The 23,152-nt window shown below is 72.3% G+C and carries 22 protein-coding genes; 9 read left to right on the top strand and 13 right to left on the bottom strand.

Features of this window, described 5'->3' with window-relative positions; translation table 11 throughout:
• Positions 1-115 precede the first annotated feature (115 nt).
• The 3 genes from guaB to ACZ4MU_RS22990 form a co-directional block, all read right to left on the bottom strand.
• On the bottom strand, positions 116-1,621 hold the full coding sequence (gene guaB / locus ACZ4MU_RS23000) for an IMP dehydrogenase (protein WP_467879546.1): 1,506 nt from the start codon (positions 1,619-1,621) through the stop codon (positions 116-118).
• Between the two features lie 200 nt (positions 1,622-1,821).
• Complete coding sequence (locus tag ACZ4MU_RS22995) at positions 1,822-2,397, bottom strand: sigma-70 family RNA polymerase sigma factor (RefSeq protein ID WP_467879543.1); 576 nt, start codon at positions 2,395-2,397, stop codon at positions 1,822-1,824.
• A 255-nt stretch (positions 2,398-2,652) separates the two neighbouring features.
• Positions 2,653-3,264: a response regulator transcription factor gene (locus tag ACZ4MU_RS22990; RefSeq protein ID WP_003948568.1), complete on the bottom strand. Its 612-nt coding sequence runs from the start codon at positions 3,262-3,264 to the stop codon at positions 2,653-2,655.
• Between the two features lie 406 nt (positions 3,265-3,670).
• Between ACZ4MU_RS22990 and ACZ4MU_RS22985 the strand changes: the two genes are divergently transcribed.
• The gene (locus ACZ4MU_RS22985; protein ID WP_358833558.1) at positions 3,671-4,003 is read left to right on the top strand and encodes a WhiB family transcriptional regulator; all 333 of its coding nucleotides are present in this window, start codon (positions 3,671-3,673) and stop codon (positions 4,001-4,003) included.
• A 68-nt stretch (positions 4,004-4,071) separates the two neighbouring features.
• Here the strand turns inward: ACZ4MU_RS22985 and ACZ4MU_RS22980 are convergent, their stop codons facing one another.
• Complete coding sequence (locus tag ACZ4MU_RS22980; protein ID WP_467879540.1) at positions 4,072-4,968, bottom strand: LysR family transcriptional regulator; 897 nt, start codon at positions 4,966-4,968, stop codon at positions 4,072-4,074.
• A gap of 81 nt (positions 4,969-5,049) precedes the next feature.
• Between ACZ4MU_RS22980 and ACZ4MU_RS22975 the strand changes: the two genes are divergently transcribed.
• Together ACZ4MU_RS22975 and ACZ4MU_RS22970 are read left to right on the top strand one after the other, a co-directional pair.
• The gene (locus ACZ4MU_RS22975; RefSeq protein ID WP_467879537.1) at positions 5,050-5,730 is read left to right on the top strand and encodes an MOSC domain-containing protein; all 681 of its coding nucleotides are present in this window, start codon (positions 5,050-5,052) and stop codon (positions 5,728-5,730) included.
• 50 nt (positions 5,731-5,780) lie between these two features.
• A complete protein-coding gene (locus ACZ4MU_RS22970; protein WP_365105630.1) occupies positions 5,781-6,554 on the top strand; it encodes an SDR family NAD(P)-dependent oxidoreductase in 774 nt (257 codons plus the stop codon).
• Here the strand turns inward: ACZ4MU_RS22970 and ACZ4MU_RS22965 are convergent.
• Positions 6,517-8,487 carry a DUF2264 domain-containing protein gene (locus ACZ4MU_RS22965; RefSeq protein WP_467879533.1) on the bottom strand — a complete coding sequence of 657 codons (1,971 nt, stop codon included), beginning with the start codon at positions 8,485-8,487 and terminating at the stop codon, positions 6,517-6,519. The two genes, ACZ4MU_RS22970 and ACZ4MU_RS22965, sit on opposite strands and share 38 nt — an antisense overlap.
• A gap of 296 nt (positions 8,488-8,783) precedes the next feature.
• Here ACZ4MU_RS22965 and ACZ4MU_RS22960 point away from each other — a divergent pair, with 296 nt between their 5' ends.
• The 5 genes from ACZ4MU_RS22960 to ACZ4MU_RS22940 all read left to right on the top strand — a co-directional run bounded on the left by ACZ4MU_RS22960 (position 8,784) and on the right by ACZ4MU_RS22940 (position 14,458).
• Positions 8,784-9,959, top strand: a complete 1,176-nt coding sequence (locus ACZ4MU_RS22960; protein ID WP_467879531.1) for a substrate-binding domain-containing protein — start codon at positions 8,784-8,786, stop codon at positions 9,957-9,959.
• A gap of 128 nt (positions 9,960-10,087) precedes the next feature.
• A complete protein-coding gene (locus tag ACZ4MU_RS22955; protein ID WP_467879528.1) occupies positions 10,088-11,449 on the top strand; it encodes an ABC transporter substrate-binding protein in 1,362 nt (453 codons plus the stop codon).
• A gap of 2 nt (positions 11,450-11,451) precedes the next feature.
• The gene (locus ACZ4MU_RS22950; RefSeq protein WP_467879526.1) at positions 11,452-12,360 is read left to right on the top strand and encodes a carbohydrate ABC transporter permease; all 909 of its coding nucleotides are present in this window, start codon (positions 11,452-11,454) and stop codon (positions 12,358-12,360) included.
• Positions 12,357-13,349: a carbohydrate ABC transporter permease gene (locus ACZ4MU_RS22945; protein ID WP_467879524.1), complete on the top strand. Its 993-nt coding sequence runs from the start codon at positions 12,357-12,359 to the stop codon at positions 13,347-13,349. Before ACZ4MU_RS22950 ends, ACZ4MU_RS22945 begins: the two co-directional genes overlap by 4 nt.
• A gap of 80 nt (positions 13,350-13,429) precedes the next feature.
• Positions 13,430-14,458, top strand: a complete 1,029-nt coding sequence (locus ACZ4MU_RS22940; protein WP_467879521.1) for a hydroxyacid dehydrogenase — start codon at positions 13,430-13,432, stop codon at positions 14,456-14,458.
• 116 nt (positions 14,459-14,574) lie between these two features.
• Here ACZ4MU_RS22940 and groL read toward each other — a convergent pair whose 3' ends face one another.
• The 3 genes from groL to ACZ4MU_RS22925 all read right to left on the bottom strand — a co-directional run bounded on the left by groL (position 14,575) and on the right by ACZ4MU_RS22925 (position 18,126).
• Positions 14,575-16,203: a chaperonin GroEL gene (gene groL, locus ACZ4MU_RS22935; protein WP_358833550.1), complete on the bottom strand. Its 1,629-nt coding sequence runs from the start codon at positions 16,201-16,203 to the stop codon at positions 14,575-14,577.
• 114 nt (positions 16,204-16,317) lie between these two features.
• Complete coding sequence (gene groES / locus ACZ4MU_RS22930) at positions 16,318-16,626, bottom strand: co-chaperone GroES (protein WP_358833549.1); 309 nt, start codon at positions 16,624-16,626, stop codon at positions 16,318-16,320.
• A 561-nt stretch (positions 16,627-17,187) separates the two neighbouring features.
• Positions 17,188-18,126 carry a polysaccharide deacetylase family protein gene (locus ACZ4MU_RS22925; protein WP_467879518.1) on the bottom strand — a complete coding sequence of 313 codons (939 nt, stop codon included), beginning with the start codon at positions 18,124-18,126 and terminating at the stop codon, positions 17,188-17,190.
• 83 nt (positions 18,127-18,209) lie between these two features.
• Here ACZ4MU_RS22925 and ACZ4MU_RS22920 point away from each other — a divergent pair, with 83 nt between their 5' ends.
• Complete coding sequence (locus ACZ4MU_RS22920) at positions 18,210-19,424, top strand: class I SAM-dependent methyltransferase (RefSeq protein ID WP_467879515.1); 1,215 nt, start codon at positions 18,210-18,212, stop codon at positions 19,422-19,424.
• A 145-nt stretch (positions 19,425-19,569) separates the two neighbouring features.
• Here the strand turns inward: ACZ4MU_RS22920 and ACZ4MU_RS22915 are convergent, their stop codons facing one another.
• The 5 genes from ACZ4MU_RS22915 to ACZ4MU_RS22895 form a co-directional block, all read right to left on the bottom strand.
• The gene (locus tag ACZ4MU_RS22915; protein ID WP_467879512.1) at positions 19,570-19,935 is read right to left on the bottom strand and encodes a hypothetical protein; all 366 of its coding nucleotides are present in this window, start codon (positions 19,933-19,935) and stop codon (positions 19,570-19,572) included.
• 44 nt (positions 19,936-19,979) lie between these two features.
• Positions 19,980-20,609 carry a hypothetical protein gene (locus ACZ4MU_RS22910; RefSeq protein WP_467879510.1) on the bottom strand — a complete coding sequence of 210 codons (630 nt, stop codon included), beginning with the start codon at positions 20,607-20,609 and terminating at the stop codon, positions 19,980-19,982.
• 149 nt (positions 20,610-20,758) lie between these two features.
• Positions 20,759-21,247: a VOC family protein gene (locus ACZ4MU_RS22905; protein ID WP_467879507.1), complete on the bottom strand. Its 489-nt coding sequence runs from the start codon at positions 21,245-21,247 to the stop codon at positions 20,759-20,761.
• Between the two features lie 131 nt (positions 21,248-21,378).
• Positions 21,379-22,623: an RNA polymerase sigma factor gene (locus tag ACZ4MU_RS22900; RefSeq protein ID WP_467879504.1), complete on the bottom strand. Its 1,245-nt coding sequence runs from the start codon at positions 22,621-22,623 to the stop codon at positions 21,379-21,381.
• An 81-nt stretch (positions 22,624-22,704) separates the two neighbouring features.
• Positions 22,705-23,061, bottom strand: a complete 357-nt coding sequence (locus ACZ4MU_RS22895) for a YciI family protein (RefSeq protein WP_344074992.1) — start codon at positions 23,059-23,061, stop codon at positions 22,705-22,707.
• Positions 23,062-23,152: the final 91 nt, after the last annotated feature.

Raw genomic sequence — 23,152 nt, 5'->3', positions numbered from 1 at the left:
CTCTACGTCTGCCGGACCAGTATCCCCGACATGTGTGTCACCGACATACGGGCGAGGGGCGGACCCGGGAAATCCGGGGCCGCCCCTCACTCGGTCCACGCGCGCGCGGGCGTGGTCAGCGCTTGGTGTAGTTCGGTGCCTCGACCGTCATCTGGATGTCGTGCGGGTGGCTCTCCTTGAGGCCCGCCGAGGTGATCCGGACGAACCGGCCGTTCGTCTGGAGCTCGGGGACGGTCCGGCCGCCGACGTAGAACATCGACTGGCGCAGGCCGCCGACCAGCTGGTGGACGACCGCGGAGAGCGGGCCGCGGTAGGGCACCTGGCCCTCGATGCCCTCGGGGACCAGCTTCTCGTCGGAGGCGACGCCCTCCTGGAAGTAGCGGTCCTTGGAGAAGGACTTGCGGTCGCCGCGGGACTGCATCGCACCGAGCGAACCCATGCCGCGGTACGACTTGAACTGCTTGCCGTTGATGAACAGCAGCTCGCCCGGGGACTCCTCGCAGCCCGCGAGGAGCGAGCCCAGCATCACCGTGTCGGCGCCCGCGACCAGGGCCTTGGCGATGTCGCCCGAGTACTGCAGGCCGCCGTCGCCGATGACCGGGACGCCCGCGGCCTTGGCGGCGAGCGAGGCCTCGTAGATCGCGGTGACCTGCGGGACGCCGATGCCGGCGACGACGCGGGTGGTGCAGATGGAGCCGGGGCCGACGCCGACCTTGATGCCGTCGACGCCCGCGTCGATCAGCGCCTGGGCGCCGTCGCGGGTGGCGACGTTGCCGCCGATGACGTCGGCGCCTCCCGCGTTCGACTTGATCTTGGCGACCATGTCGCCGACCAGCCGGGAGTGGCCGTGGGCGGTGTCGACGACGATGAAGTCGACGCCCACCTCGATCAGCGCCTGGGCGCGCTCGTAGGCGTCGCCCGCCACACCGACCGCGGCGCCGACGATCAGCCGGCCGTCCTTGTCCTTGGCCGCGTTCGGGTACTTCTCGGCCTTCACGAAGTCCTTGACCGTGATCAGGCCCTTGAGGATGCCGGCGTCGTCGACCAGCGGCAGCTTCTCGATCTTGTGGCGGCGCAGCAGCTCCATCGCGTCCACACCGGAGATGCCGACCTTGCCGGTGACCAGCGGCATCGGGGTCATGACCTCGCGCACCTGGCGCGAGCGGTCGGACTCGAAGGCCATGTCGCGGTTGGTGACGATGCCGAGCAGCTTGCCGGCCGCGTCGGTGACCGGGACGCCGCTGATGCGGAACTTGGCGCACAGCTCGTCGGCCTCGCGCAGCGTCGCGTCCGGGTGGACCGTGATCGGGTCGGTCACCATGCCGGACTCGGAGCGCTTGACCAGGTCGACCTGGTTGGCCTGGTCCTCGATCGAGAGGTTGCGGTGCAGAACACCGGCGCCGCCCTGGCGGGCCATCGCGATGGCCATGCGCGCCTCGGTGACCTTGTCCATCGCCGCCGACAGCAGCGGGACGTTCACCTTCACGTTCTTCGAGAGGTACGAGGAGGTGTCGATCTGGTCGGGCGCCATGTCGGACGCGCCCGGCAGCAGCAGCACGTCGTCGTATGTCAGCCCGAGCATCGCGAACTTCTCGGGCACTCCGTCGACGTTTGCAGTCATGACACCTTCCCCATGGCCTTGATCGGTGCGGATGTCCATGCTAACGGGCTGGCGCGGTGTCTCATTCCATGAACAAGATCAACCCCATTCTTTGTACGTTCACACGTACAGAAGGCTGCGGCTACGCGCGCGGGGAGCGACTCGACGTCAGACGCGCGCGTGGCCGCCCGTACGGCCGTGCGGGTGAGGGGAACGGCGGACTACTGCTCGGCAAGCGCCCGCAGGCGGCTGAGCGCGCGGTGCTGGGCGACCCGGACGGCGCCCGGGGACATCCCGAGCATCTGGCCGGTCTCCTCGGCGGTCAGGCCGACGGCGACCCGCAGCACCAGCAGCTCGCGCTGGTTCTCCGGCAGGTTGGCGAGGAGCTTCTTGGCCCACTCCGCGTCACTGCTGAGCAGCGCGCGCTCCTCGGGGCCCAGGGAGTCGTCGGGCCGCTCGGGCATCTCGTCGGAGGGCACCGCCGTGGAGCCGGGGTGGCGCATCGCCGCCCGCTGGAGGTCGGCGACCTTGTGGGAGGCGATGGCGAACACGAAGGCCTCGAAGGGCCGCCCGGTGTCCCGGTAGCGCGGGAGCGCCATGAGAACGGCGACGCAGACCTCCTGCGCGAGGTCTTCCACGAAGTGGCGAGCATCACCCGGCAGGCGGTTCAGCCGGGTGCGGCAGTAGCGCAGGGCGAGCGGGTGAACACGGGCCAGAAGATCATGCGTGGCCTGTTCGTCGCCGTCGACGGCACGGTGAACGAGTGCACCGATCACCGTTGGCTCGTCGTCGCGCATCGGTCCATGGTGCCCCGGCGTCGCAGAATCCGTGGCACCGCGCCCGTAGTTGTGCACTGAAGCGTTATGAGCAGGTGCGCCGGAAGTCATCTCCTGCGCCCTCCCCTCCCGCTCGACCGACTCGTCCCCGAGGAACTCCACACCTTCAAGGATGCGGCATCGCGCGCGAAGCGTCACACGCCGCTCCACGGAGTGGGGGGACGGACCCGCCCGCCGACGACGGACGGGGATCCGGCCGACCACGCCGTGGGCCGGTCAGCGCACCAGGCCCCAGCGGAAACCGAGCGCCACCGCGTGCGCCCGGTCCGAGGCGCCGAGCTTCTTGAACAGCCGCCTGGCGTGCGTCTTCACCGTGTCCTCCGAGAGGAAGAGCTCGCGCCCGATCTCGGCGTTGGACCGGCCGTGGCTCATGCCTTCGAGCACCTGGATCTCACGCGCGGTGAGCGTGGGCGCCGCGCCCATCTCGGCCGAACGCAGTCTGCGCGGCGCCAGCCGCCAGGTCGGGTCGGCGAGCGCCTGGGTGACGGTCGCGCGCAGCTCCGCGCGCGAGGCGTCCTTGTGCAGATAGCCGCGGGCGCCGGCGGCGACGGCGAGCGCCACGCCGTCGAGGTCCTCGGCGACCGTCAGCATGATGATCCGGGCGCCGGGGTCCGCCGACAGCAGCCGCCGGACCGTCTCCACGCCGCCCAGACCGGGCATGCGTACGTCCATCAGAATGAGGTCCGAGCGGTCGGCGCCCCAGCGGCGGAGGACTTCCTCGCCGTTGGCCGCCGTCGTCACGCGCTCGACGCCGGGCACGGTGGCCACCGCGCGGCGAAGCGCCTCTCGGGCAAGCGGGGAGTCGTCGCAGACGAGGACGGATGTCATGGCCGCCCTCCGCAGCTGATGCGCGTCACCTTGAGCCTCCAGGCTGGTTACGTATCGTCACCTGTGCGATTGACGCTCTCGGACACCTGCCCGAGCGCTTGTTCTCTCAACCGCTCCGCACTCTCAACGATGGTCACTCGAAAGAGTTACGGGTCGGACGGGCGCCTTCGGCACTCTACGTGAGGAACCGTGTGCGCCGGGCGCGCATCGCGGGTCACCCGCCGTTCGCTTGGAGGTATGCCCCATTTAGCGGCTTTTCTTCCCTTTTTCTGGTGTCTGTGGCTAGATTCGCAATGAGTCATATTTACATCTACTAACACCGTAGATGTACGTTCGTCGGTACACCCCAGTGATGCGGGGTACCCGGCCCATCCACCTCAGGCACGGCTTCAAGGGGACATGAGCAATGGCAGATTTCTCCCGCCTTCCCGGACCGAACGCCGATCTGTGGGACTGGCAGCTCCTCGCCGCATGCCGCGGGGTCGACAGCTCCCTCTTCTTCCACCCGGAGGGCGAACGCGGCGCGGCCCGGAGCGCGCGCGAGAACTCGGCGAAAGAGGTGTGCATGCGCTGCCCGGTACGCGCCCAGTGCGCGGCGCACGCGCTGGCGGTCCGCGAGCCCTACGGGGTGTGGGGCGGACTCACCGAGGACGAGCGCGAGGAGCTGATGGGCAGGGCGCGCAACCGGCTGGTGACGGCGGCGGGCGCGGGAGCGGCGGGCGACCGGGGACACGGCTAGCGCCGGGCCGCCAACGGATTGCGCAGAAACGTTCCTGCTGTGCTGCCGTGCCTCGGGCGCCGGGAAACTCACGCGCGGGCGGCGGCTCCGGCCAGCTGGTCCAGGGTGGCGGCGACGGCCGGGACCCGGGCGAGGTCGGGCAGGGTGAGCGCGACGATCTCGCGCTCGACGGCGGGCTCCACCGTGACCGTACGGGCGCCCTTGGGGCGTACCGAGGCAATGGCCAGCTCCGGCAGGACCGCGACCCCGAGACCCGCCCCGACCAGGCCGATCACCGCCGGGTAGTCGTCCGTGGCGAAGTCGATGCGGGGGGTGAAGCCGGACTCCTCGCAGACCTCGACCAGCTGACGCCGGCAGCGCGGGCAGCCCGCGATCCACGGCTCGTCGGCGAGGTCGCGGATGTCGACCGTGCCGCTGCCCGCCAGGCGGTGGCCTTCGGGGACCAGTCCGACCAGGCGGTCGATCAACAGCGGCCGTACGACCAGGTCGTCCCACTCCTCCGCGATGGCCGCCCCGTACCGGAAGGCCAGGGCGACATCGCAGTCCCCCTCGCGCAGCATCTCCACCGAGCGCGGCGGCTCGGCCTCGACCAGGGAGACACGGGTGCCGGGGTGGGCGGCGCGCAGTGCGGCCAGGGCGCTGGGCACCAGGGTGGAGGAACCGCTGGGGAAGGAGACGAGCCGGACCCGGCCCGCGCGCAGCCCCGCGATGGCCGCGACCTCTTCCTCGGCGGCGGTCAGGCCCGCGAGGATGCCGGCGGCGTGGCGCACCAGGACCGCGCCGGCCTGGGTCAGCCGGGTCTCCCGGCCGGTGCGGATCAGCAGCGGGGTACCGGCGGACGCCTCGAGGGCCTTCATCTGCTGACTGACGGCGGGCTGGGTGCAGCCGAGCTCGCGCGCGGCGGCCGAGAAGGAGCCGGTGGCGGCGACGGCGCGCAGGACGCGGAGATGGCGGGCCTCGATCACTCCTTGAGCATAAGGGGTGCTTGGGGAGCGTGCTGGATATCGAGTGGCTGCTTTGAGACAGCTCGGGTTAGCGTGCGCGCCATGAAGCTTCTGTCTGTCAACGCGGGCCGTGCCACGGTCGTGGAGTACACCGATGCCGAGGGCGGCCTCACGGGCATCGGCAAGCGTCCGGTGGAGGGCGCCGTGGGGATCTTCCGGCCGGGACCGAAGGGCGTGGGCGCCAGCGGGGTCGTGGGCGACGACGTGTGCGACAAGCGCCACCACGGGGGTGAGCACCAGGCGGTCTACGCCTACGCGCGCGAGGATCTCGACGCCTGGGAGAAGGAGCTGGGCCGCGAGCTGCCCGGCGGGACCTTCGGCGAGAACCTCACCACCAGCGGCCTGGACGTCAGCGGTGCCCGGATCGGCGAGCGCTGGCGGATAGGGCCGGACGTGGTCCTGGAGGTCGCCGGCGCGCGCATCCCCTGCCGTACGTTCGCGGGCACCCTGGGTGAGCAGGGCTGGGTCAGGCGGTTCACGCGGGCGGGCGTCCCCGGCGCGTATCTGCGGGTGGTCGAGGAGGGCGAGATACGCGCGGGCGACGCGATCGAGGTCGTCCACCGGCCCGGACACGAGGTGTCGGTGGCGTTCTGGTTCCGGGCGTTCACCACCGAGCGGGAGCTGCTGCCGCGCACGCTGGCGGCAGGCGGGGCGATGCCCGAGGAGGCCCACGAGACCGTACGCAAGTACCTGGAGCGGCAGGCCGTCCGGCCGGTCTCCTGAGCGCACGGGCCGTCACACGGCCGACACGTGCGGGGCGTTACCGTGCGCCTATGACGACTGCACTGATTACGGGAGCCACGGCGGGGATCGGGGCCGCGTTCGCGCGGCGGCTGGCCAGGGACGGGCACGACCTGGTCGTGGTGGCCCGCGACGACAAGCGGCTGCGCGAGCAGGCCACCGAGCTGCACGACCGGCACGGCGTGGAGGTCGAGGTGCTGGCCGCCGACCTGTCCACGGAGGACGGCATCGCGTCCGTCGAGGCCCGGCTCGCCGAGCGCCGCAAGCCGGTCGACCTGCTGGTGAACAACGCCGGGTTCGGCAACAAGGGCCGTTACCTGGACGTGTCCATGGGCGATGAGCTCAAGATGCTGAAGGTGCACATCGAGGCGGTGCTGCGGCTGACGTCGGCCGCGACCGAGGGCATGCGCGAGCGCGGGCGCGGCGGGGTCGTCAACGTCGCCTCGGTCGCCGCGTTCGTGCCGCGCGGCACCTATGGCGCGTCCAAGGCGTGGGTCGTGCAGTTCACCCAGGGCGCGGCGCGCGACCTGGCCGGGTCGGGCGTGCGGCTGATGGCGCTGTGCCCCGGCTTCGTACGGACGGAGTTCCACCAGCGGGCCGGGATGGGCACGGACAACATCCCCGGCTGGATGTGGCTGGATGCCGACAAGCTGGTGGCGACGGCGCTCTCCGACCTCGCGCGCGGGAAGACGCTGTCGATCCCCGACCCGCGCTACAAGGCGCTGATGGGTGTGGTGAAGCTGGCCCCGCGCGGCCTGCTGGGCGGGGTCACCTCGCGGACGGGCCGCAAGTACGGCCCGCAGTGAGGCCCGTGCCGTCCGTCGCCGCTGGGCCGGAGGCGGGATCGCCGTCGAGGACGAGAGCGGCGGTGGTCCCGTCCCGCCAGCTCACCCGGACCGTGCGGCCCTCGACGCGGACCCGCGTGACCAGGGCGGACAGCGGCCCCGGGTGCTGCTGCGCGGTGAGGGAGGCGAGGGCGACGAAGACGGACGGGTCCTTCCCGGTGGCCCCTTCGAGGACCGCGACACGGCAGGACGGGCCGAACAGCGTGGACCCGGCGTCCCCCACCACGCGCGCGTGGGGCTCGTACCCCGCGACGGCGTCCAGCTGAGCGGTCTCCTCCGGCCGGGTGACGGCCCACCCCGTCTGGCGCACCCGGGTGCCGGGCGGGGCGCCCTCGACCAGATGGGCGCGGACCTCGGCGCGGCCGTGGACGAGGGTGGCCGAGACGATCCGTACGCCGGGCAGCGGCCGTGACGCCGAGGCGGCCCACCCCGGACCGTGGCCCACGGGCCCGGCGGGTCCCCGGGCCGTGACCGTACCGTCGTCCAGGACCAGCCCGAAGTGGTTGTCGCGCACCTCGCCCGAGGCCGGTCCGGTACGGGTCGAGTACGCGAACCGGGCGTAGCAGGGGTCCTCCTCGCTCCCGACGTGGTTGTTGCTGCCGTGGTTGTGCAGGCGTACGAGGCCGTCCGAAGCGGTGGACTGGATCAGGGTGTTGGGCGGGCGCAGCAGCGTCGCCGCGTCCGCCCTCTCCACCGGCAGCGGCTCCTCCACGGCCGTCCACACCGGGTGCTCCGGTGGCATGAGCAGACCGAGGAACCCTTTCGCCGCCCAGTACGGCGAGGCGGGGCCCGAGTAGCTCTGGACGATCGGCGGGTACGGGCCGTGCCAGCCCAGGGTGAGCAGACCCCGCTCGTCGGTGGCGCCCCGGCCGGGCTCACGGTCCGTGAAGTACCGCAGCGCGCCGGAGGCCAGCCGGCGCGTGGCGCCCGGGGTGAGCGGGGTGTGGCCCGTCAGCGCGCCGAGCCAGGGGGCCGCGGCGGCGGCGTAGCGATAGGTGAGGGAGCGGCCGTACGGCAGGGGTGCGCCGTCGGCGCCGAACATCCGCGTGTAGGCGTCGAGGTGGGCGTGGAGCCGCGGCCCGTACCGGTCGAGGAGTTCCCGGTCGTCACCCAAATGAGCGTGCAGGACGGGATAGAAGTGGAGCGCCCAGCCGTTGTAGTGGTCGAAGGAGCGGTTGGGGCCGTCGCTGTACCAGCCGTCGCCGAGATACCACTGATCGACGTGTTCCAGCGCGCGTTCGACGGTGGCCGAGGCGCGGTCCGTCTCGATGCCGATGTCCTGGAGGAATCCGGCGACGGTGAGACCGAAGAACCACCAGTTGTTGTCGACGGGTGAAGGCCCCAGGGCGGGCAGCAGCCAGTCGACGACACGGCGGCGCACGCGGTCGTCCAGCCTGTCCCACAGCCAGGGGCGGGTGAGGCGCAGCCCGAGCGCGACGGAGGCGGACTCGACGACGGCCTGGCGCACCTCGGCCATGCGGGGCCAGGAGTCGGGGTCGCCGCCCAACTCCCCCGTGGGCAGCGGTCGTTCCGTCCCGGCCGCCAGCCCTTCGGCATAACGGTCGAGGTGGCCGTGCGGGTCGTCGCCGTGCGCGCCCGCGATCCGCAGCGCGGCGAGGAGCCAGGTGCGGGCGTACCCTTCGAGGCCGTCGGAGCGGGGCCCGGACCGGCTCGGCCGGTCGCCGGGCAGGTTGATCAGACCGTGGCGCGGCGAGGCGTAGGGGCGTACGGCGAGCAGGAGCCGGTCGGCCACGCGCTCCCAGTGGGCGCGGGTCCAGCCGGTGTAGGGGCTCAGCTCATGGTTCTCGGGAGGTGGTGGTGCGGGCGGCTGTGACGACAGTGGTGACCGCGGTGGGGATGGTGGCTGCGGTGGTGTCGGTGGCGGTGTCGGCATGGCGCTCCCCCGTCGCCCGGGCGGGATCGGGCGTCGGGAATGTAGGACGTCGGCTGATCGAGCGTCAATGGAATCGGACCGATTGATCGAAACTCCTGGCGTTCGATCACGGTGCATTAGGGTCATGGGCCCGGGAGACCGGTCACGGTCACCACACCGCGAACATCGGGAACACCGGAAACACCGGGCACATCGGGAACACCGCGGGCCGTCGCGGCAACGCGTCGGTACGCGCGAGCCGTACGCGTGCCCGGCGCACGCCGGACACGGGCCACACTGCGAGGGGGACTGCCGTCGTGCGAGAGAGTGCTGCCGAACGTCACGACCGACTGCTGGAGCTGGTGCGCCGACGCGGCTCGGCCCGGGTCTCGGACCTCGCGGGCCAGTTGGGCGTCTCCCCCGTGACCGTGCGGCGGGACGTGGAGGCGCTGGCCGTGCGGGGCCTGCTCGACCGGGTGCACGGCAAGGTCTCCTGGCCGCACCAGGAGGGCGTGCCCGGGGCGCCCGCGCCGGGTGGTCCGGGCGGACGCGAGCTGGTGCTCGGCATGATCGCGCCCAACGCCACCTACTACTTCGCCGAGGTCATCCGGGGCGCGCACGAGGCGGCGGCCGCCGCCGGAGCGCGGCTGATCCTGCGGATCTCGGATTACCGCCCGCAGGAGGACGCGGCCCGGGCGGCCGGGCTGCTGGCGGCCGGGGCCGAGGGGCTGCTGGTGGCGCCCGGCTGGAAGGAGCCGCACGACCCGGCCGAGCACGGGCGGTGGATCACCGGACTCCCCGTCCCCACCGTGCTCCTGGAGCGGCGCGGGGTGCCCGGCGGCGCCCTGGACGACCTGGACCGGGTCTGCTCGGACCACGGGCACGGGGTGCTCCTCGCCGTACGCCACCTGACCGGGCTCGGGCACCGGGCGCCGCTCCTGGTGGCGCGGGCCGACAGCCCGACGGCCCTTGCGGTGCGCGCCGGATACCGCCAGGCGCTGGACGCGCTGCGGCTCGCGGCGCCGCACCCGGTGATCGACTCGGTCCCGGCGGAGGCGGATCCGGCGGGGTTCGAGGCGGCGGTCGGGGCGCTGGTCGCGGCGGTGCGCGCCGGGGAGGCGACGGCGGCCCTGGTCCACAACGACGTGGACGCGATCCGGATAGCCCAGCGCCTGGGCGAACTGGGGATCTCGGTGCCGCAGGACCTGGCGCTCGTGGCCTACGACGACGAGGTGGCGGCGCTCGCGGACACCCCGCTGACGGCGGTGGCGCCGCCCAAGCACGAGGTGGGGCGGTACGCGGCGCAGCTCCTGGTCGAGCGGCTGCGCGGGGCCCCGGCCGGGCCGGGCGGGCAGTCGCAGCCGCGCCGCCATGTGGATCTGCTGCCCCGGCTGCGGGTGCGGTCCTCGTGCGGGGCGCCCCGGCCGGGTACATCCGCCGACCCGGCCTCCTCGGCTCCCCTTCCCGGGCCCCGGAACGGCCTAGTGGTCTAGACCTCCACCCCCCTCCGAGCCCCGTTCGATCATTTTTCGATCATTCGAACTTTCGCTCTTGACTTCGGTCAGGACCGGCTCAAGGATCGCGGCCATCGCCTCGTCCCCTCACGTTCAGGAGCCGTTCCGTGAGCCGCAGTTGGACCAGATCGACCGCAACCGTCACCACCGTCTCCGCCGTCGCCGTCTTCACCGCCCTCGCCCTGCTCACGGCCTGCGGGGGCGGTGACGAGGGCTCCTCGGGCGCGGGTGGCAAGGGCGCGGGTGGCAAGGGCACCGCCGACAAACCCGTCACCCTCACCTTCTGGGCCTGGCAGAAGGGGTCGAAGGACGTCGTGGACGCCTTCAACTCCTCACACCCGAACATCCGGGTCAGGTTCGAGGAGATCCCCTCCGGCAACGCCGGCGGCTACGCCAAGATCTCCAACGCCGTGAAGGCGGGGAACGGCCCGGACCTGGTCGCCGTCGAGTATCCGACGCTGCCCGAGTTCGTCAGCCAGGGCGCGCTCCAGGACATCGGCCCCTACCTCACGGACGACGTCAGGAAGAAGTTCCTGCCGCAGGCGGTGGAGCTGACCACACTGGGTGGCAAGAGCTGGGCCGTCCCGTTCGACGCCGCCCCCCAGACGTACTTCTACCGCAAGGACTTCTTCGCCGCGAACAAGATCGAGGTGCCGAAGACCTGGGCGGAGTTCCGTACCGCGGCCGAGAAGGTGAAGAAGGCCGACCCGAAAGCGCGGATCGCGACCTTCATGCCGGACGACCCGACCACCTTCGAGGCGCTGGCCTGGCAGGCGGGCGCCCAGTGGTTCAAGGCCGAGGGCGACACCTGGAAGCTGAACACCTCGGACGCCGCCACCGGGAGGGTCGCCGACTACTGGCAGGGGCTGATCGACGACAAGCTCGTCCAGACGGCCGTCTCCTTCAGTCCCGAGTGGACGGCCGCCCTCAAGAACGGCTCGACCGTCGGCTACCTCGGCGCCTCCTGGGGCGCGGGCGTCCTGAGGTCGACCCTGCCCGACCAGAGCGGCAAGTGGGGCGTCGCGCCCGTGCCCACCTGGGACGGCAAGCCCGCCAGCGGCATGCTCGGCGGCTCCACCTGGGCGGTGACCAAGGGCAGCGGAAAGGCCGCGGCGGCGGTCGAGTTCGCCACCTGGATGTCCACCACCGAGGATGGCGTCAGGGCGCGGATCGCCCCGGGCACGTCGAGCGCGTTCCCGGCCGACGTCTCGCTGCGCCCGGCCGCCAGGAAGGCCTTCGACACCGGGTTCTACGGCGGCCAGGACATCTACCGGCTCTTCGACGAGGCCGGTGCCTCCATCAACCCGCGCTGGAGCTGGGGGCCGGCCACCGGCACCACCAACACCACGCTCAAGGACCGCTTCGGCAAGGTCACCAGCGGCTCGGCCACCCTCGAGGACGCGGTGCGGGCCGCCCATGACGCCACCGTGGCCGAGCTGAAGAAGCGCGGGCTGAAGGTCGAGGGCTGACCGTGGCGGCGAAGGCCCGGACCACCCGCCGCACCGGCGCCGCCGCGGGCGTCCTGCTCGCCCCCTTCTTCGTGCTGTTCACCGCGGTGACGGTGGTGCCCGTCGGATACGCCGTCTGGCTGAGCCTGTTCACCGAGAAGCAGTCGGGGCTGGGGTTCGGCGGCTCCGAATCCGTCTTCAGCGGACTCGACAACTACACCGCGGCCCTGGGCGACAAGGCCTTCCGTGACGGCTTCTGGATCCTGCTCGGCTACTGCGCGCTCTACATCCCCCTGATGGTCGGCGGGGCGCTCGCCCTCGCCCTGCTGCTCGACTCTGGGCTCGCCCGGGCCCGCCGCATCTTCCAGCTGGCGCTCTTCCTGCCGCACGCCGTGCCCGGCATCATCGCCGCGCTGATCTGGGTGTACCTCTACACGCCCGGCCTCAGCCCGGTCGTGCGGGCCATGGACGCCGGGGGCATCGGCTTCAGCTTCTTCTCCCCCGACGGCGCCCTACCCTCCGTGGTCAACATCGCGCTGTGGGAGTGGCTCGGCTACAACGTGGTGATCTTCTACGCCGCCCTCCAGGCCATCGACCGGTCCGTCCTGGAGGCGGCCACGGTGGACGGCGCGGGCGCCTGGCGGACCGCGTTCGGCATCAAGATCCCGCTCGTCCGGGCCTCGCTGGGGATGGTGGCGCTCTTCACCGTGATCGGCTCCCTCCAGCTCTTCACCGAGCCGCTCATCCTCAACCAGGGCTCCGGCTCGGCGGTCACCTCCACCTGGACGCCCACCCTGTACGCCTACACCGCGGCCTTCGCCCGCAACGACTACGGTCTGGCCGCTGCCGCCGCCGTCCTGCTCGCCCTCACCGCGGCGCTGCTCTCCTTCGCCGTCACCCGCCTCACCACCCGGAAGGGGGCGCGCACATGACCTCCCCGGCCACGGGCGCCGAGCCCACCGCCCGTACCGCCGCCACCTCCCGTACCGACGCGACCGCCCCCACGGCGACACCGCCGGGGCGGACGAAGACGGTGAAGGAGAAGGGGAGGAAGACGGTGCAGGCGACGCGAGGCACACCCACCCCCGGCCGCTGGCTCTCCAGGGCCGCCGTCAACGGTGTGCTGCTCCTCTCCGCCCTCTACACGCTCTTCCCCCTCGTCTGGCTGGTCACCGCCGCCACCAAGGACACCGGCGGACTGCTCACCGGCGACGCCTTCTCCTTCGAGGGCTTCGACCTCGGCCACAACCTCTCCGAGCTGGTCGCCCACAACGACGGCATCTATCTGCGCTGGTACCTCAACTCCCTGCTCTACGCGGGCGGAGGCGCGCTGGTCTGCGCGCTGATCAGCGTGGCCGCCGGGTACGCCTTCGACAAGTACGACTTCCGGGGCAAGGAGAAGCTGTTCGCGGTGGTGCTGCTCGGGGTGCTCGTGCCGTCCACCGCGCTCGCGCTGCCGATGTATCTGCTCGCCAGCAGGACCGGGCTGGTCAACACCTACTGGTCGGTGCTGATCCCCGTCCTGGTGAACCCCTTCGGGGTCTATCTCTCGCGCGTCCTCAGCGCGAGTCATATCCCCGACGAGGCGCTGGAGGCGGCCCGGATCGACGGGGCGGGCGAGCTGCGCGCCTTCTGGTCGATCGGGCTGCGGATGGTCATGCCCGGGTTCGTCACCGTGTTCCTCTTCCAGTTCACCGCGATCTGGAACAACTTCTTCCTCCCCCTGGTGATGCTCTCGGACCAGAAGCTCTTCCCGCTGAGCCTCGGTCTGTACGCGTGGAACTCCAACACCCACGCCGAGCCCTCGTTCTACCCCCTCGTCGTCACCGGCTCCCTCCTCGCCGTCCTCCCCCTCGTCATCGCCTTCGTCGCCCTCCAGCGGCACTGGAAGGCCGGTCTGGCGGCGGGCAGCGTCAAGTGACCGGACGGACCCCCGGCCGGTTACCCATGGACGGCCGGTCACCCATGGACAACGCCCCCGTGAGGAGCCCGAGTTCCACCATGCACCACGCCACTGACAACCGCCCCGCCCTCCTCCTCGCCATGGGCCCCCGCATCGCCGAGCGGCTCCTCACCGACCGGCACCGCACCCGCCTCGCCGCGCTCACCAGGACCGATCCCCGCCTCGTCGCCCACGAGCTCCTGGCGCCCCCGCCGGCCGTGGCGGCGGCGCTGGCCGAGGCCGAGGTGCTGCTGACCTGCTGGGGCGCGCCGCCGCTCACGGCCGAGGTGCTGGCCTCGGCGCCCCGGCTGCGGGCCGTCGTGCACGCCGCCGGGTCGGTGAAGCACCACATCACCGAGGCGTGCTGGGAGCGGGGCATCGCGGTGACCTCGGCGGCGGCGGCCAACGCGCTGCCGGTCGCCGAGTACACGCTGGCCGCGATCCTCTTCGCGGGCAAGCGCGTACTGGCCTCGGCCCAGCGGTACGCGGAGCTGCGCGCCCCGAACGACTGGCTGGGCGAGGGGGACGGCACCGGCAACTACCACCGCACGGTCGGTCTCGTCGGCGCCTCCCGGATCGGCCGCCGGGTGATCGAGCTGCTGCGTCCCTTCGACTTCCGGGTGCTGCTCCACGACCCGTACGTCGACGCGTCCGAGGCGGCCCGGCTGGGGGTGGAGACCGTCGCTCTGGACGAGCTGTGCGCCCGCAGCAGTGTCGTCTCCGTCCACGCGCCGCAGCTCCCGGCCACCGAACGGATGATCGGCGCGCGCCAGCTGGCCGCGATGCCGGACGGGGCGACCCTGATCAACACCGCACGCGGGTCCCTGGTGGACGGGCCCGCCCTGCTCGGCGAGCTGCTCTCCGGGCGCCTGCACGCCGTCCTGGACGTCACCGAGCCCGAACTGCCCTCCCGCGAGAGCCCCCTGTACGACCTGCCCAACGTCCTGCTGACCCCGCACATCGCCGGGTCGCTCGGCAACGAGCTGCACCGGATGGCGGACCGGGCGCTGGACGAGGTGGAGCGGTTCGCTTCGGGCCAGCCCTTCGCGGACCCGGTGCACGCGGCCACCCTGCGCCACTCGGCGTGAGGGAAGGGGCCATACGTACGTACGGATGTACGCCCGTACGTACGGGAAAGGCCCCCGCCCCGCCGGTGGCGGGAACGGGGGCCTTCACCTTCGTACGACGTCAGCGCCTCGCCACGTCAGTGGCTGTGGCCGTGACCGTGGCCGTGACCGGCCTCGGCCTCCTCGTCGGCCGGCTTCTCGACGACCAGGGTCTCGGTCGTGAGCAGCAGGGAGGCGATGGAGGCGGCGTTCTCCAGGGCGGAGCGCGTCACCTTGACCGGGTCGATGACGCCGGCCTTGACCAGGTCGCCGTACTCGCCGGTGGCGGCGTTGAAGCCCTGGCCCTTGTCGAGCTCGGCGACCTTGGAGGTGATGACGTAACCCTCCAGGCCGGCGTTCTCGGCGATCCAGCGCAGCGGCTCGACGGCGGCGCGGCGGACGACCGCGACACCGGTGGCCTCGTCGCCGGTCTTGTCGAGGTTGCCCTCCAGGACCTTGACGGCGTGGACGAGCGCGGAGCCACCACCGGAGACGATGCCCTCCTCGACCGCGGCGCGGGTCGCGGAGATGGCGTCCTCCAGACGGTGCTTCTTCTCCTTCAGCTCCACCTCGGTGGCGGCGCCGACCTTGATCACGCACACGCCGCCGGCGAGCTTCGCGAGGCGCTCCTGGAGCTTCTCGCGGTCCCAGTCGGAGTCCGTGGACTCGATCTCGGCCTTGATCTGCGCGACGCGGCCGACCACGTCCTCGCTGTTGCCGCCGCCGTCGACGATCGTGGTGTCGTCCTTGGTGACGGTCACACGGCGGGCGGAGCCCAGCACGTCGAGACCGGCCTGGTCGAGCTTGAGGCCGACCTCCTCGGCGATGACGGTGGCACCGGTGAGGGTGGCCATGTCCTGGAGCATCGCCTTGCGGCGGTCGCCGAAGCCCGGGGCCTTGACGGCCACGGCGTTGAACGTGCCGCGGATCTTGTTGACGACCAGGGTGGAGAGGGCCTCGCCCTCGACGTCCTCGGCGATGATCAGGAGCGGCTTGGAGGAGCCGGCCTGGATGACCTTCTCCAGGAGCGGCAGGAGGTCCTGGATCGAGGAGATCTTGCCCTGGTTGATCAGGATGTACGGGTCGTCGAGGACGGCCTCCATACGCTCCTGGTCGGAGACCATGTACGGCGAGAGGTAGCCCTTGTCGAAGGCCATGCCCTCGGTGAACTCCAGCTCCAGGCCGAAGGTGTTGGACTCCTCGACGGTGATGACACCGTCCTTGCCGACCTTGTCCATCGCCTCGGCGATGAGCTCGCCGACCTGCTGGTCCTGCGCGGAGAGCGCGGCCACGGCGGCGATGTCCGACTTGTCGTCGATCGGACGCGCGGTGGCGAGCAGCTCCTGCGAGACCGCCTTGACGGCCGCGTCGATGCCCTTCTTCAGGGCGGCGGGGGAGGCGCCGGCGGCGACGTTGCGCAGACCCTCGCGGACCAGCGCCTGGGCCAGCACGGTGGCGGTGGTGGTGCCGTCACCCGCGATGTCGTTGGTCTTGGTCGCCACCTCCTTCACGAGCTGGGCGCCCAGGTTCTCGTACGGGTCGTCGAGCTCGACCTCGCGGGCGATGGTGACACCGTCGTTGGTGATGGTGGGGGCGCCGAACTTCTTGTCGATGACGACGTTGCGGCCCTTGGGGCCGATCGTCACCTTCACCGTGTCGGCAAGCTTGTTGACGCCGCGCTCAAGGGCGCGACGGGCGTCCTCGTCGAACTTCAGGATCTTCGCCATGGGAGCGGTTCAGCCCTCTCGGAAACTTGGTGATACGAAAACTGCGCCCCTCGCCGCCCGGCTGTCAGCAGGGTGGCCAGGGGCGCAGCTCAGAAGCATTCGCTTCGAGGTGAATTACTTCTCGATGATCGCGAGCACGTCGCGAGCCGAGAGCACGAGGTACTCGTCACCGTTGTACTTCACCTCGGTGCCGCCGTACTTGCTGTAGAGCACGACGTCACCGACGGCGACGTCGAGTTCGACGCGCTTGCCGTCCTCGATCCGGCCCGGGCCCACGGCCAGGACGACGCCCTCCTGGGGCTTCTCCTTGGCGGTGTCCGGAATGACCAGGCCGGAGGCCGTGGTCTGCTCGGCGTCGAGCGGCTGGACCACAATGCGGTCCTCGAGCGGCTTGATGGCAACCTTGGAGCTGGCGGTCGTCACGATCCGACCTCCCCCTTCGGAGATCTCACGGGGTTAACTGTCTGAGGTGGCGACCAGGTGGATCCGTCGTCGCGGGTGCCGGACCTGCCCGTCGCTGTGTTGGCACTCTCCGGTGGGGAGTGCCAGAGCCGAGACTAGGACGGCGGTTAGCACTCGGTCAAGCGGAGTGCCAAGCGGAGGGGTCCGATTTGGGCTCGCGTAGGCCGTGCGGGGGTGCCGTAGCCCCCTGCATGCGGGTCCGTGAAGGCGTGTCGCGCAGTTCCCCGCGCCCCTGGCGGGTCGGGGCCGGCACAACCGTTTTCGGAGGGGGGCCCTGGGAGGGTGGGGCGAGGGCGGGCTGGGTGCGTTCCGCGTTGGGGTGGACGTGCCAGGGGGTGGGGGGACGGGCGCCGGGGCGGGGGAAGCCTCGGCGGGCGTCGGCCACTTTTGTCGCGGCCATGCGGCCGAGCCGTTCGATCGGGGCGGAGGGGCGCTCACAGCCCGCCGCCAGCAGCGCCACCGCCAGCGCACCGGCCGCCAGCAGACCGGCCAGCGGACCGCCCGACGGCCGGTGCGCGCGGGTCATACGTAGTCCTCCAGCCTGGCCACCGCGTACCCCTTGTCGGTGATGACCTTCATGACCCGCCGGATCATGTCGGGCATCGTGCCCTTCCAGTCCTCGCGCCCCCGGAAATGCGTGAGCACGATGTCGCCGGGGTGCAGGTCGCGGTCCCACTCGCGCCACTCCATGCGGTCGGGGAACGCCTCCGCCGCCCACAGCGGCACCGCCTTGATCCCGCAGGACTGGGCCGCGCGCAGAGTGTCCTCGTTGTAGTTGCCGTACGGCGGCCGGAAGAGCCGGGGCCGCTTGCCCGCCCACTTGCCGATCTTGTCCTGCTGGTCGCAGATCTCGTGCCGCTGCTCCTCGTAGGAGAGCCCGGGCAGATAGCGGTGGTTGAGCGTGTGGTTGTTGAGCGTGACGCCGAGGTTCTGCATCCGCTTGAAGTACGGGTAGTCGGTGCGGACGAGGTAGTCGCTGAGGAAGGCGCTGTAGGGGATGCGCAGCTCCCGCATCATCCTCAGCAGCTGGGGATCCTTCTCGGCTCCGTCGTCGATGGTCAGGAAGACGATCCGGTCCTTGGTGGGGACGGTGGTGAAGACGGGCGGCAGCGAGTCGCCGCCCTCCGTCTCGAAGCCGGGCCGGTTGCCGATCTCCGGCTTGACCGCGGGCGGGGCGGGCGCGGCCAACGGCACCTTGGCGAGCTTCCACCTCTTCGCGGCGGCCACCCGGGCGGCCTGCGCCTCCTTGAGGCGGCCGGAGTAACCGGCGAGGGCGCGGGCGACGTCGCTGTCGTACGCCTGCGGCCCGGGGGCGGCGGCCCCGCCGCCGCGTCCGCCCGTGCGGGGGTCCCCGGCGGCGCACCCGGAGGCGAGCGCGGCGACGACGAGCCCGGTGAGCACCAGGAGGGGGGCTTTCGTCAGGCCGCGCCCATTTTCTTCCTTTTGTCGTACAAGCTGCATGCCGCCGCATCCTGTCAGTGCGGGGCGGTCTACCGCAGGCGACACCCGACACCGGGCGTGCGCCGTCCCCCGCCTGGCCCACAATGGGGCGGGTGAACGACCTCGACACCTTCCGCGCCCTGCTCACCCCCGAGGGCACGGGCCTGCTGGACTCGCTGCGCGACCACGACCCGGCCCAGGAGCTGGCGGTGGCGACCCGGCTGCGCCGCGACCACGCCCCGGAGCTGGTCTCGGCGGCCCTGGCCCAGGCGCGGCTGCGGCAGCGCGCGGTCGCGAAGTTCGGCGCGGACGACGCGTACCGGATGTTCTTCACGCCCAACGGCGTGGAGCAGTCGACGCGCGCCTCGGTGGCCGCCTACCGCGCCCGCGTCTTCGCCGCCCAGGGCGTACGGAACGTGGCCGACCTGTGCTGCGGCATCGGCGGGGACGCCCTGGCGCTGGCCCGGGCGGGGATCTCCGTCCTCGCGGTGGACCGCGACGAGCTGACGGCCGAGGTCGCCCGCGCCAACGCGGCGGCGCTGGGCCTCGCCGAGCTGATCGAGGTGCGGTGCGCGGATGTGACCGACGTGGACACCTCGGGGTGGGACGCGGTGTTCGTGGACCCGGCACGGCGGGGCGGGCGCGGGCGCATCTTCGACCCGGAGGCGTACTCGCCGCCGCTGTCCTGGGCGGTCGGCGCCGCCCTGAAGGCCCCGCTCGCCGCCCTGAAGATCGCGCCCGGCATCCCGCACGAGGCGGTCCCGCCCGGGGCCGAGGCGGAGTGGATCTCGGACGGGGGCGATGTGAAGGAGGCCGTGCTCTGGTTCGGCGGCGCGCACGCCCCCCGGCACGCCCGCACGCCGGGCGCGGTCCGCGCCACCCTCCTGCCCGCCGAGGCCACGCTCCGGGCCTCGGCCCCGCTCCCGGTGCCCCCGGTCGGCCCGGTGGGCCGCTACCTCCACGAGCCGGACGGGGCCGTCATCCGGGCCCATCTGGTGGCCGACATCGTGGCGGAGTGCGGCGGCCGCCTCATCGACGAGACCATCGCGTACGTGACGAGCGACGAGCCGTACGCGTCCCCGTTCACCACCTCGTACGAGATCACCGACGAGCTGCCCTTCAACATGAAGAAGCTCAAGGCGCTGCTGCGGGAGCGCGGGGTGGGCGTGCTGACCGTCAAGAAGCGCGGCTCGGCGGTGGAGCCGGAGGAGCTGCGCCGCAAGATGAAGCTCCAGGGGCGCGCCAGTGCGACGGTGTTCCTGACGCGGGTGGCGGGGGCGCCGACGATGCTGATCGGGCATCCGGTCCAGCGGCCCTAGGGCATGCCCCGGGGCGCCCCTGCTCCGGGGCATGCCCGGAAGGGCGTGTCCCCGCCCAGGCCTGAAGACCGTCCCGCCGGGCCGGAAAGCCGCGCCGTTCTCGCCGGACGGCAGCCAGGACCGGCGGCCCGGGCGGCCGCGCCCCCTACGCCAGATCCGTGAGCTCCTCCGCGAACACGTGCGACAGCGGCTGCGGACCCACGTACTGCTGGCAGTTGCACCGGCCCGGCTCGAAGCGGAGCGGGTGCTTGGACTCGTCCCAGGCCACCGGGATCTCGACGCGCTCGTGGCACAGGCCCTGCTTGTCGTGCTTGGCGAGGTGGTGGGTGCAGCCGCAGACCGGCTCCGGGGGGCGGTGGGCCGCCTCCAGGGCGAGGCGTTCCTGTCTGGCCGCCTCCAGGCGCTCCAGCCGGCGCTCGTGGCGGGTGCGCAGGGCCGTGCGGCCCGTGTCGGCGGCCCAGCCGAAGCCTCCCATCCAGAAGACTATGAGGACCCACCAGTACCATTCCATGTTGCCGCCTTCCCCCGAAAACCGTGCGACGTGCGTACGCGCGTTCAGGATAGGCGCGCGGACGGCAGAAGCCGTAGGGCCCAGCGGCGGTGGGACAGCGCCTTGTTGACCGCGATCAGGCCGGAGAGCCAGCACACGAGCCCCAGCCCCATCCCCAGCGCCACCACGCCGTAGGTGTCGTCGCCCGGCCGCGCCCCCGCCGGGACCGTGACGCACACGAAGAGGCCGACCGCGCACATCAGCCCGCCGGGCAGCAGCCACGCCAGGCTCAGTCCGGGCGCGCGCAGCCCGGCGTCGGCCGCGGGATGGCGGTCCAACTCGGCCCACTGCGCGAGCAGTCGGCGGATCCGCGCGTCCTTGCGCAGCCCCGCCACGATCGCCACGGCCGTGGGCACCAGCGCGCCCAGGCCGATCACCAGACAGACCGCCCCGTACAGCACCGACAGCACGTCCAGCGCCTCGGTGAAGGCGATCACCGCCGTCCCCACGAACGCCCAGCCGGTGGCGAGCAGCACCGCCCAGCCCCAGTGGGCCGCGATCCGCCCCGGGCCCAACTGCCGTGCCACCAGGTCGTCCAGGACCGCCGCACGGTCCCGGAGCAGCGCGTCCCGGTCGGGCCAGGTACGTATCGCGACCGGGGGCGGGGGCGGCGGCAGGGGCGTACGGAACGGCATGGACATGAGGGTACCGGCGCCCCCAAGGTCCCCTCCGGCCCGCCTGGTTGGCCCACCGACGCGGTGGGCCGCCCGCCCGGTTGGCGCACCGGCCCGGTGGGCCGCCCACCCGGTCGGACCGGGTCGCGGCCAACCGGTCACCCGCCCGCTCAGCCGCCCTCGTACGCCCGTCGCAGCCCCGCCACGTCCAGCTTCTTCATCTTCATCATGGCGCCGACCGCCCGGTTCACGCCCTCGCGGTCCTCGGCCGACAGGATCTCGCGCAGGGCGCGCGGGACGATCTGCCAGGACAGGCCGTACTTGTCCTTCAGCCAGCCGCACGGGCCCTCCTCGCCGCCGTCGGCGGTCAGCTTCGCCCAGAGCTCGTCCACCTCCTCCTGGGAAGCGCAGTCGACGGAGAGCGAGATGGCCTCGTTGAAGGAGAAGTCCTGCTTGCCGCCGTTGAGCGCGGTGTAGCGCTGGCCGGCCAGCACGAAGTCGACGGTCATGACCCGGCCGGCCTGGTCCGGGAACGTCTCCGTGTACCGCGTGGTCTCGACGATGCGCGAGTCCCCGCCGAAGACGGAGACGTAGAACCCGGCGGCCTCCTCGGCCTGGTCGTCGAACCACAGGAACGTCGTGATCTTCTGTGCGGACATGGGCGCTGCCTCCCTCTCGGCCGGCCGTCCGGCGGGTACCGACGGCTCGGAAAGGTAGACCGGGCCCCCGCCCGAAACTCATCGGCAGCCCGCGAGAGCCCCGGGGCCCGCCCTCCGCGAGAGCCCCGGGCTCAGCCCTCCGCGCGCGCCCGCAGCAGCTCCCGCTCGCGCGCGTTGCGCGTCAGCTCGGCCGCGCGCGCGAACTCCGTGCGCGCCTCCTCCCTGCGCCCCAGGCGCTCCAGCAGGTCGCCCCGGACGCTCGGCAGCAGGTGGTAACCGCGCAGCGCCGGGTCGGCGGCGAGCGCGTCCACGAGCGCCAGGCCCGCCCCGGGGCCCTCGGCCATGGCCACCGCGACCGCCCGGTTCAGCTCCACCACCGGGGAGGGAGCGATCGCCGCAAGCCTGCGGTAGAGCACGGCGATCGCCGCCCAGTCGGTCTCCTCGTACGAGGCGGCCTGGGCGTGGCAGGCGGCGATGGCGGCCTGGAGCGCGTACGGACCGGCCGCGCCGCCGAGTTCGCCCGCGCGGGTCAGGGCCGCGAAGCCGCGCCGGATCAGCAGCCGGTTCCAGCGGGAGCGGTTCTGGTCGGCGAGGAGCACGGGGGCGCCCGTGGCGTCCGTGCGGGTGGCCGTGCGCGAGGCCTGGATCTCCAGGAGCGCGGCGAGCGCGTGCACCTCGGGCTCCTCGGGCATCAGCCCGGCCAGCACCCGTACGAGCCGCAGGGCGTCCTCGCACAGCGCCGGGCGCACCAGGTCGTCGCCGGCCGTCGCCGCGTACCCCTCGTTGAAGACGAGGTAGATGACCTCCAGGACGGAGGCGAGCCGCGCCGCGCGCTCCGGCCCGCGCGGCACCTCGAACGGCACCCCGGCCTTGGCCAGCGTCCGCTTGGCGCGGGAGATCCGCTGGGCGACGGTGGCCTCCTGGGCGAGGAAGGCGCGGGCGATCTCGTCGGTGGTCAGTCCCCCGAGCAGGCGCAGCGTCAGGGCGATGCGCGCCTCGGTGGAGAGCACCGGATGGCAGGCGGTGAAGATCAGCCGGAGCAGGTCGTCGTCGATCGTGTCCGGGTCCTCGGCCGCCGCGAACTCCGGCGGGGCCACCGCCTCGTCGAGGTCGCGGCCGATCTCGGCGAGCTTGCGCGCGTAGCTCTCCCGGCGGCGCACCAGGTCGACGGCCCGGTGCCTGGCGGTGGCCGTGAGCCAGGCGCCCGGGTTGTCCGGGACTCCTGTCTCCGGCCACCGCTCCAGGGCGGCGACCAGCGCGTCCTGCGCCAGTTCCTCGGCGATGCCGACGTCCCGCACGATCCGTGCGACGGCGGCGATGACGCGCGGGGCCTCGATCCGGAAGACGGCCTCGACGGCGTCCTTTTCTGTGCTCACGGGCAGTCATGAGAACACCCGCGCGGCCCGGCGGCAATCGCCGTCCGCGAGCACGCCGTCGGCGGGCGCTCAGCGGGCCGCTCAGCCCTCGAAGATCTCGCGGATCTCGGAGGTGACCGTCCAGTGCTCCTCGTGGATCGTCAGGAACCGCTTGGCCCACTCGATCGCCTCGGCCATGTCCTTGCACTGCATGAGCGCGTAGCCGCCGACGACCTCCTTGGACTCGGTGAACGGCCCGTCGGTCGTCGAGAGCTTCCCGCCCGACCAGGTGACCCGGGTGCCCTGGGCGGTGGGGGTGAGCCCGGCGGTGTCGAGCAGCACACCGGCCTTGGTCATCTCCTCGATCAGGGCGCCCATACGCTGCATCAGCTCGGCGCTGGGGCCCTCGGCGGGGGCGTCGGCCTCGTTGACACGGACCATCGACAGGTAGCGCGGCATGGTGTTCTCCTCAACACGTCCGGACCGGGTCCGGAGGGTGGCTGCGGGGCCGTTCCCCGCCTCTCACTCCTACGTCGAACGGGCCGGGCCG

The sequence above is a fragment of the Streptomyces sp. NPDC026377 genome (assembly GCF_055567715.1).
The sequence above is the reverse complement of the archived record's forward strand: the minus strand, read 5'-3'. Positions and strand labels throughout refer to the sequence as shown.

Coding starts and splice junctions, on each gene's coding strand:
- guaB (WP_467879546.1), bottom strand. CDS start 1,621: ATGACTGCAAACGTCGACGGAGTGCCCGAGAAGTTCGCGATGCTCGGG.
- ACZ4MU_RS22995 (WP_467879543.1), bottom strand. CDS start 2,397: ATGCGCGACGACGAGCCAACGGTGATCGGTGCACTCGTTCACCGTGCC.
- ACZ4MU_RS22990 (WP_003948568.1), bottom strand. CDS start 3,264: ATGACATCCGTCCTCGTCTGCGACGACTCCCCGCTTGCCCGAGAGGCG.
- ACZ4MU_RS22985 (WP_358833558.1), top strand. CDS start 3,671: ATGGCAGATTTCTCCCGCCTTCCCGGACCGAACGCCGATCTGTGGGAC.
- ACZ4MU_RS22975 (WP_467879537.1), top strand. CDS start 5,050: ATGAAGCTTCTGTCTGTCAACGCGGGCCGTGCCACGGTCGTGGAGTAC.
- ACZ4MU_RS22970 (WP_365105630.1), top strand. CDS start 5,781: ATGACGACTGCACTGATTACGGGAGCCACGGCGGGGATCGGGGCCGCG.
- ACZ4MU_RS22965 (WP_467879533.1), bottom strand. CDS start 8,487: ATGCCGACACCGCCACCGACACCACCGCAGCCACCATCCCCACCGCGG.
- ACZ4MU_RS22945 (WP_467879524.1), top strand. CDS start 12,357: ATGACCTCCCCGGCCACGGGCGCCGAGCCCACCGCCCGTACCGCCGCC.
- ACZ4MU_RS22940 (WP_467879521.1), top strand. CDS start 13,430: ATGCACCACGCCACTGACAACCGCCCCGCCCTCCTCCTCGCCATGGGC.
- groL (WP_358833550.1), bottom strand. CDS start 16,203: ATGGCGAAGATCCTGAAGTTCGACGAGGACGCCCGTCGCGCCCTTGAG.
- ACZ4MU_RS22925 (WP_467879518.1), bottom strand. CDS start 18,126: ATGCAGCTTGTACGACAAAAGGAAGAAAATGGGCGCGGCCTGACGAAA.
- ACZ4MU_RS22920 (WP_467879515.1), top strand. CDS start 18,210: ATGGGGCGGGTGAACGACCTCGACACCTTCCGCGCCCTGCTCACCCCC.
- ACZ4MU_RS22915 (WP_467879512.1), bottom strand. CDS start 19,935: ATGGAATGGTACTGGTGGGTCCTCATAGTCTTCTGGATGGGAGGCTTC.
- ACZ4MU_RS22910 (WP_467879510.1), bottom strand. CDS start 20,609: ATGCCGTTCCGTACGCCCCTGCCGCCGCCCCCGCCCCCGGTCGCGATA.
- ACZ4MU_RS22905 (WP_467879507.1), bottom strand. CDS start 21,247: ATGTCCGCACAGAAGATCACGACGTTCCTGTGGTTCGACGACCAGGCC.
- ACZ4MU_RS22895 (WP_344074992.1), bottom strand. CDS start 23,061: ATGCCGCGCTACCTGTCGATGGTCCGTGTCAACGAGGCCGACGCCCCC.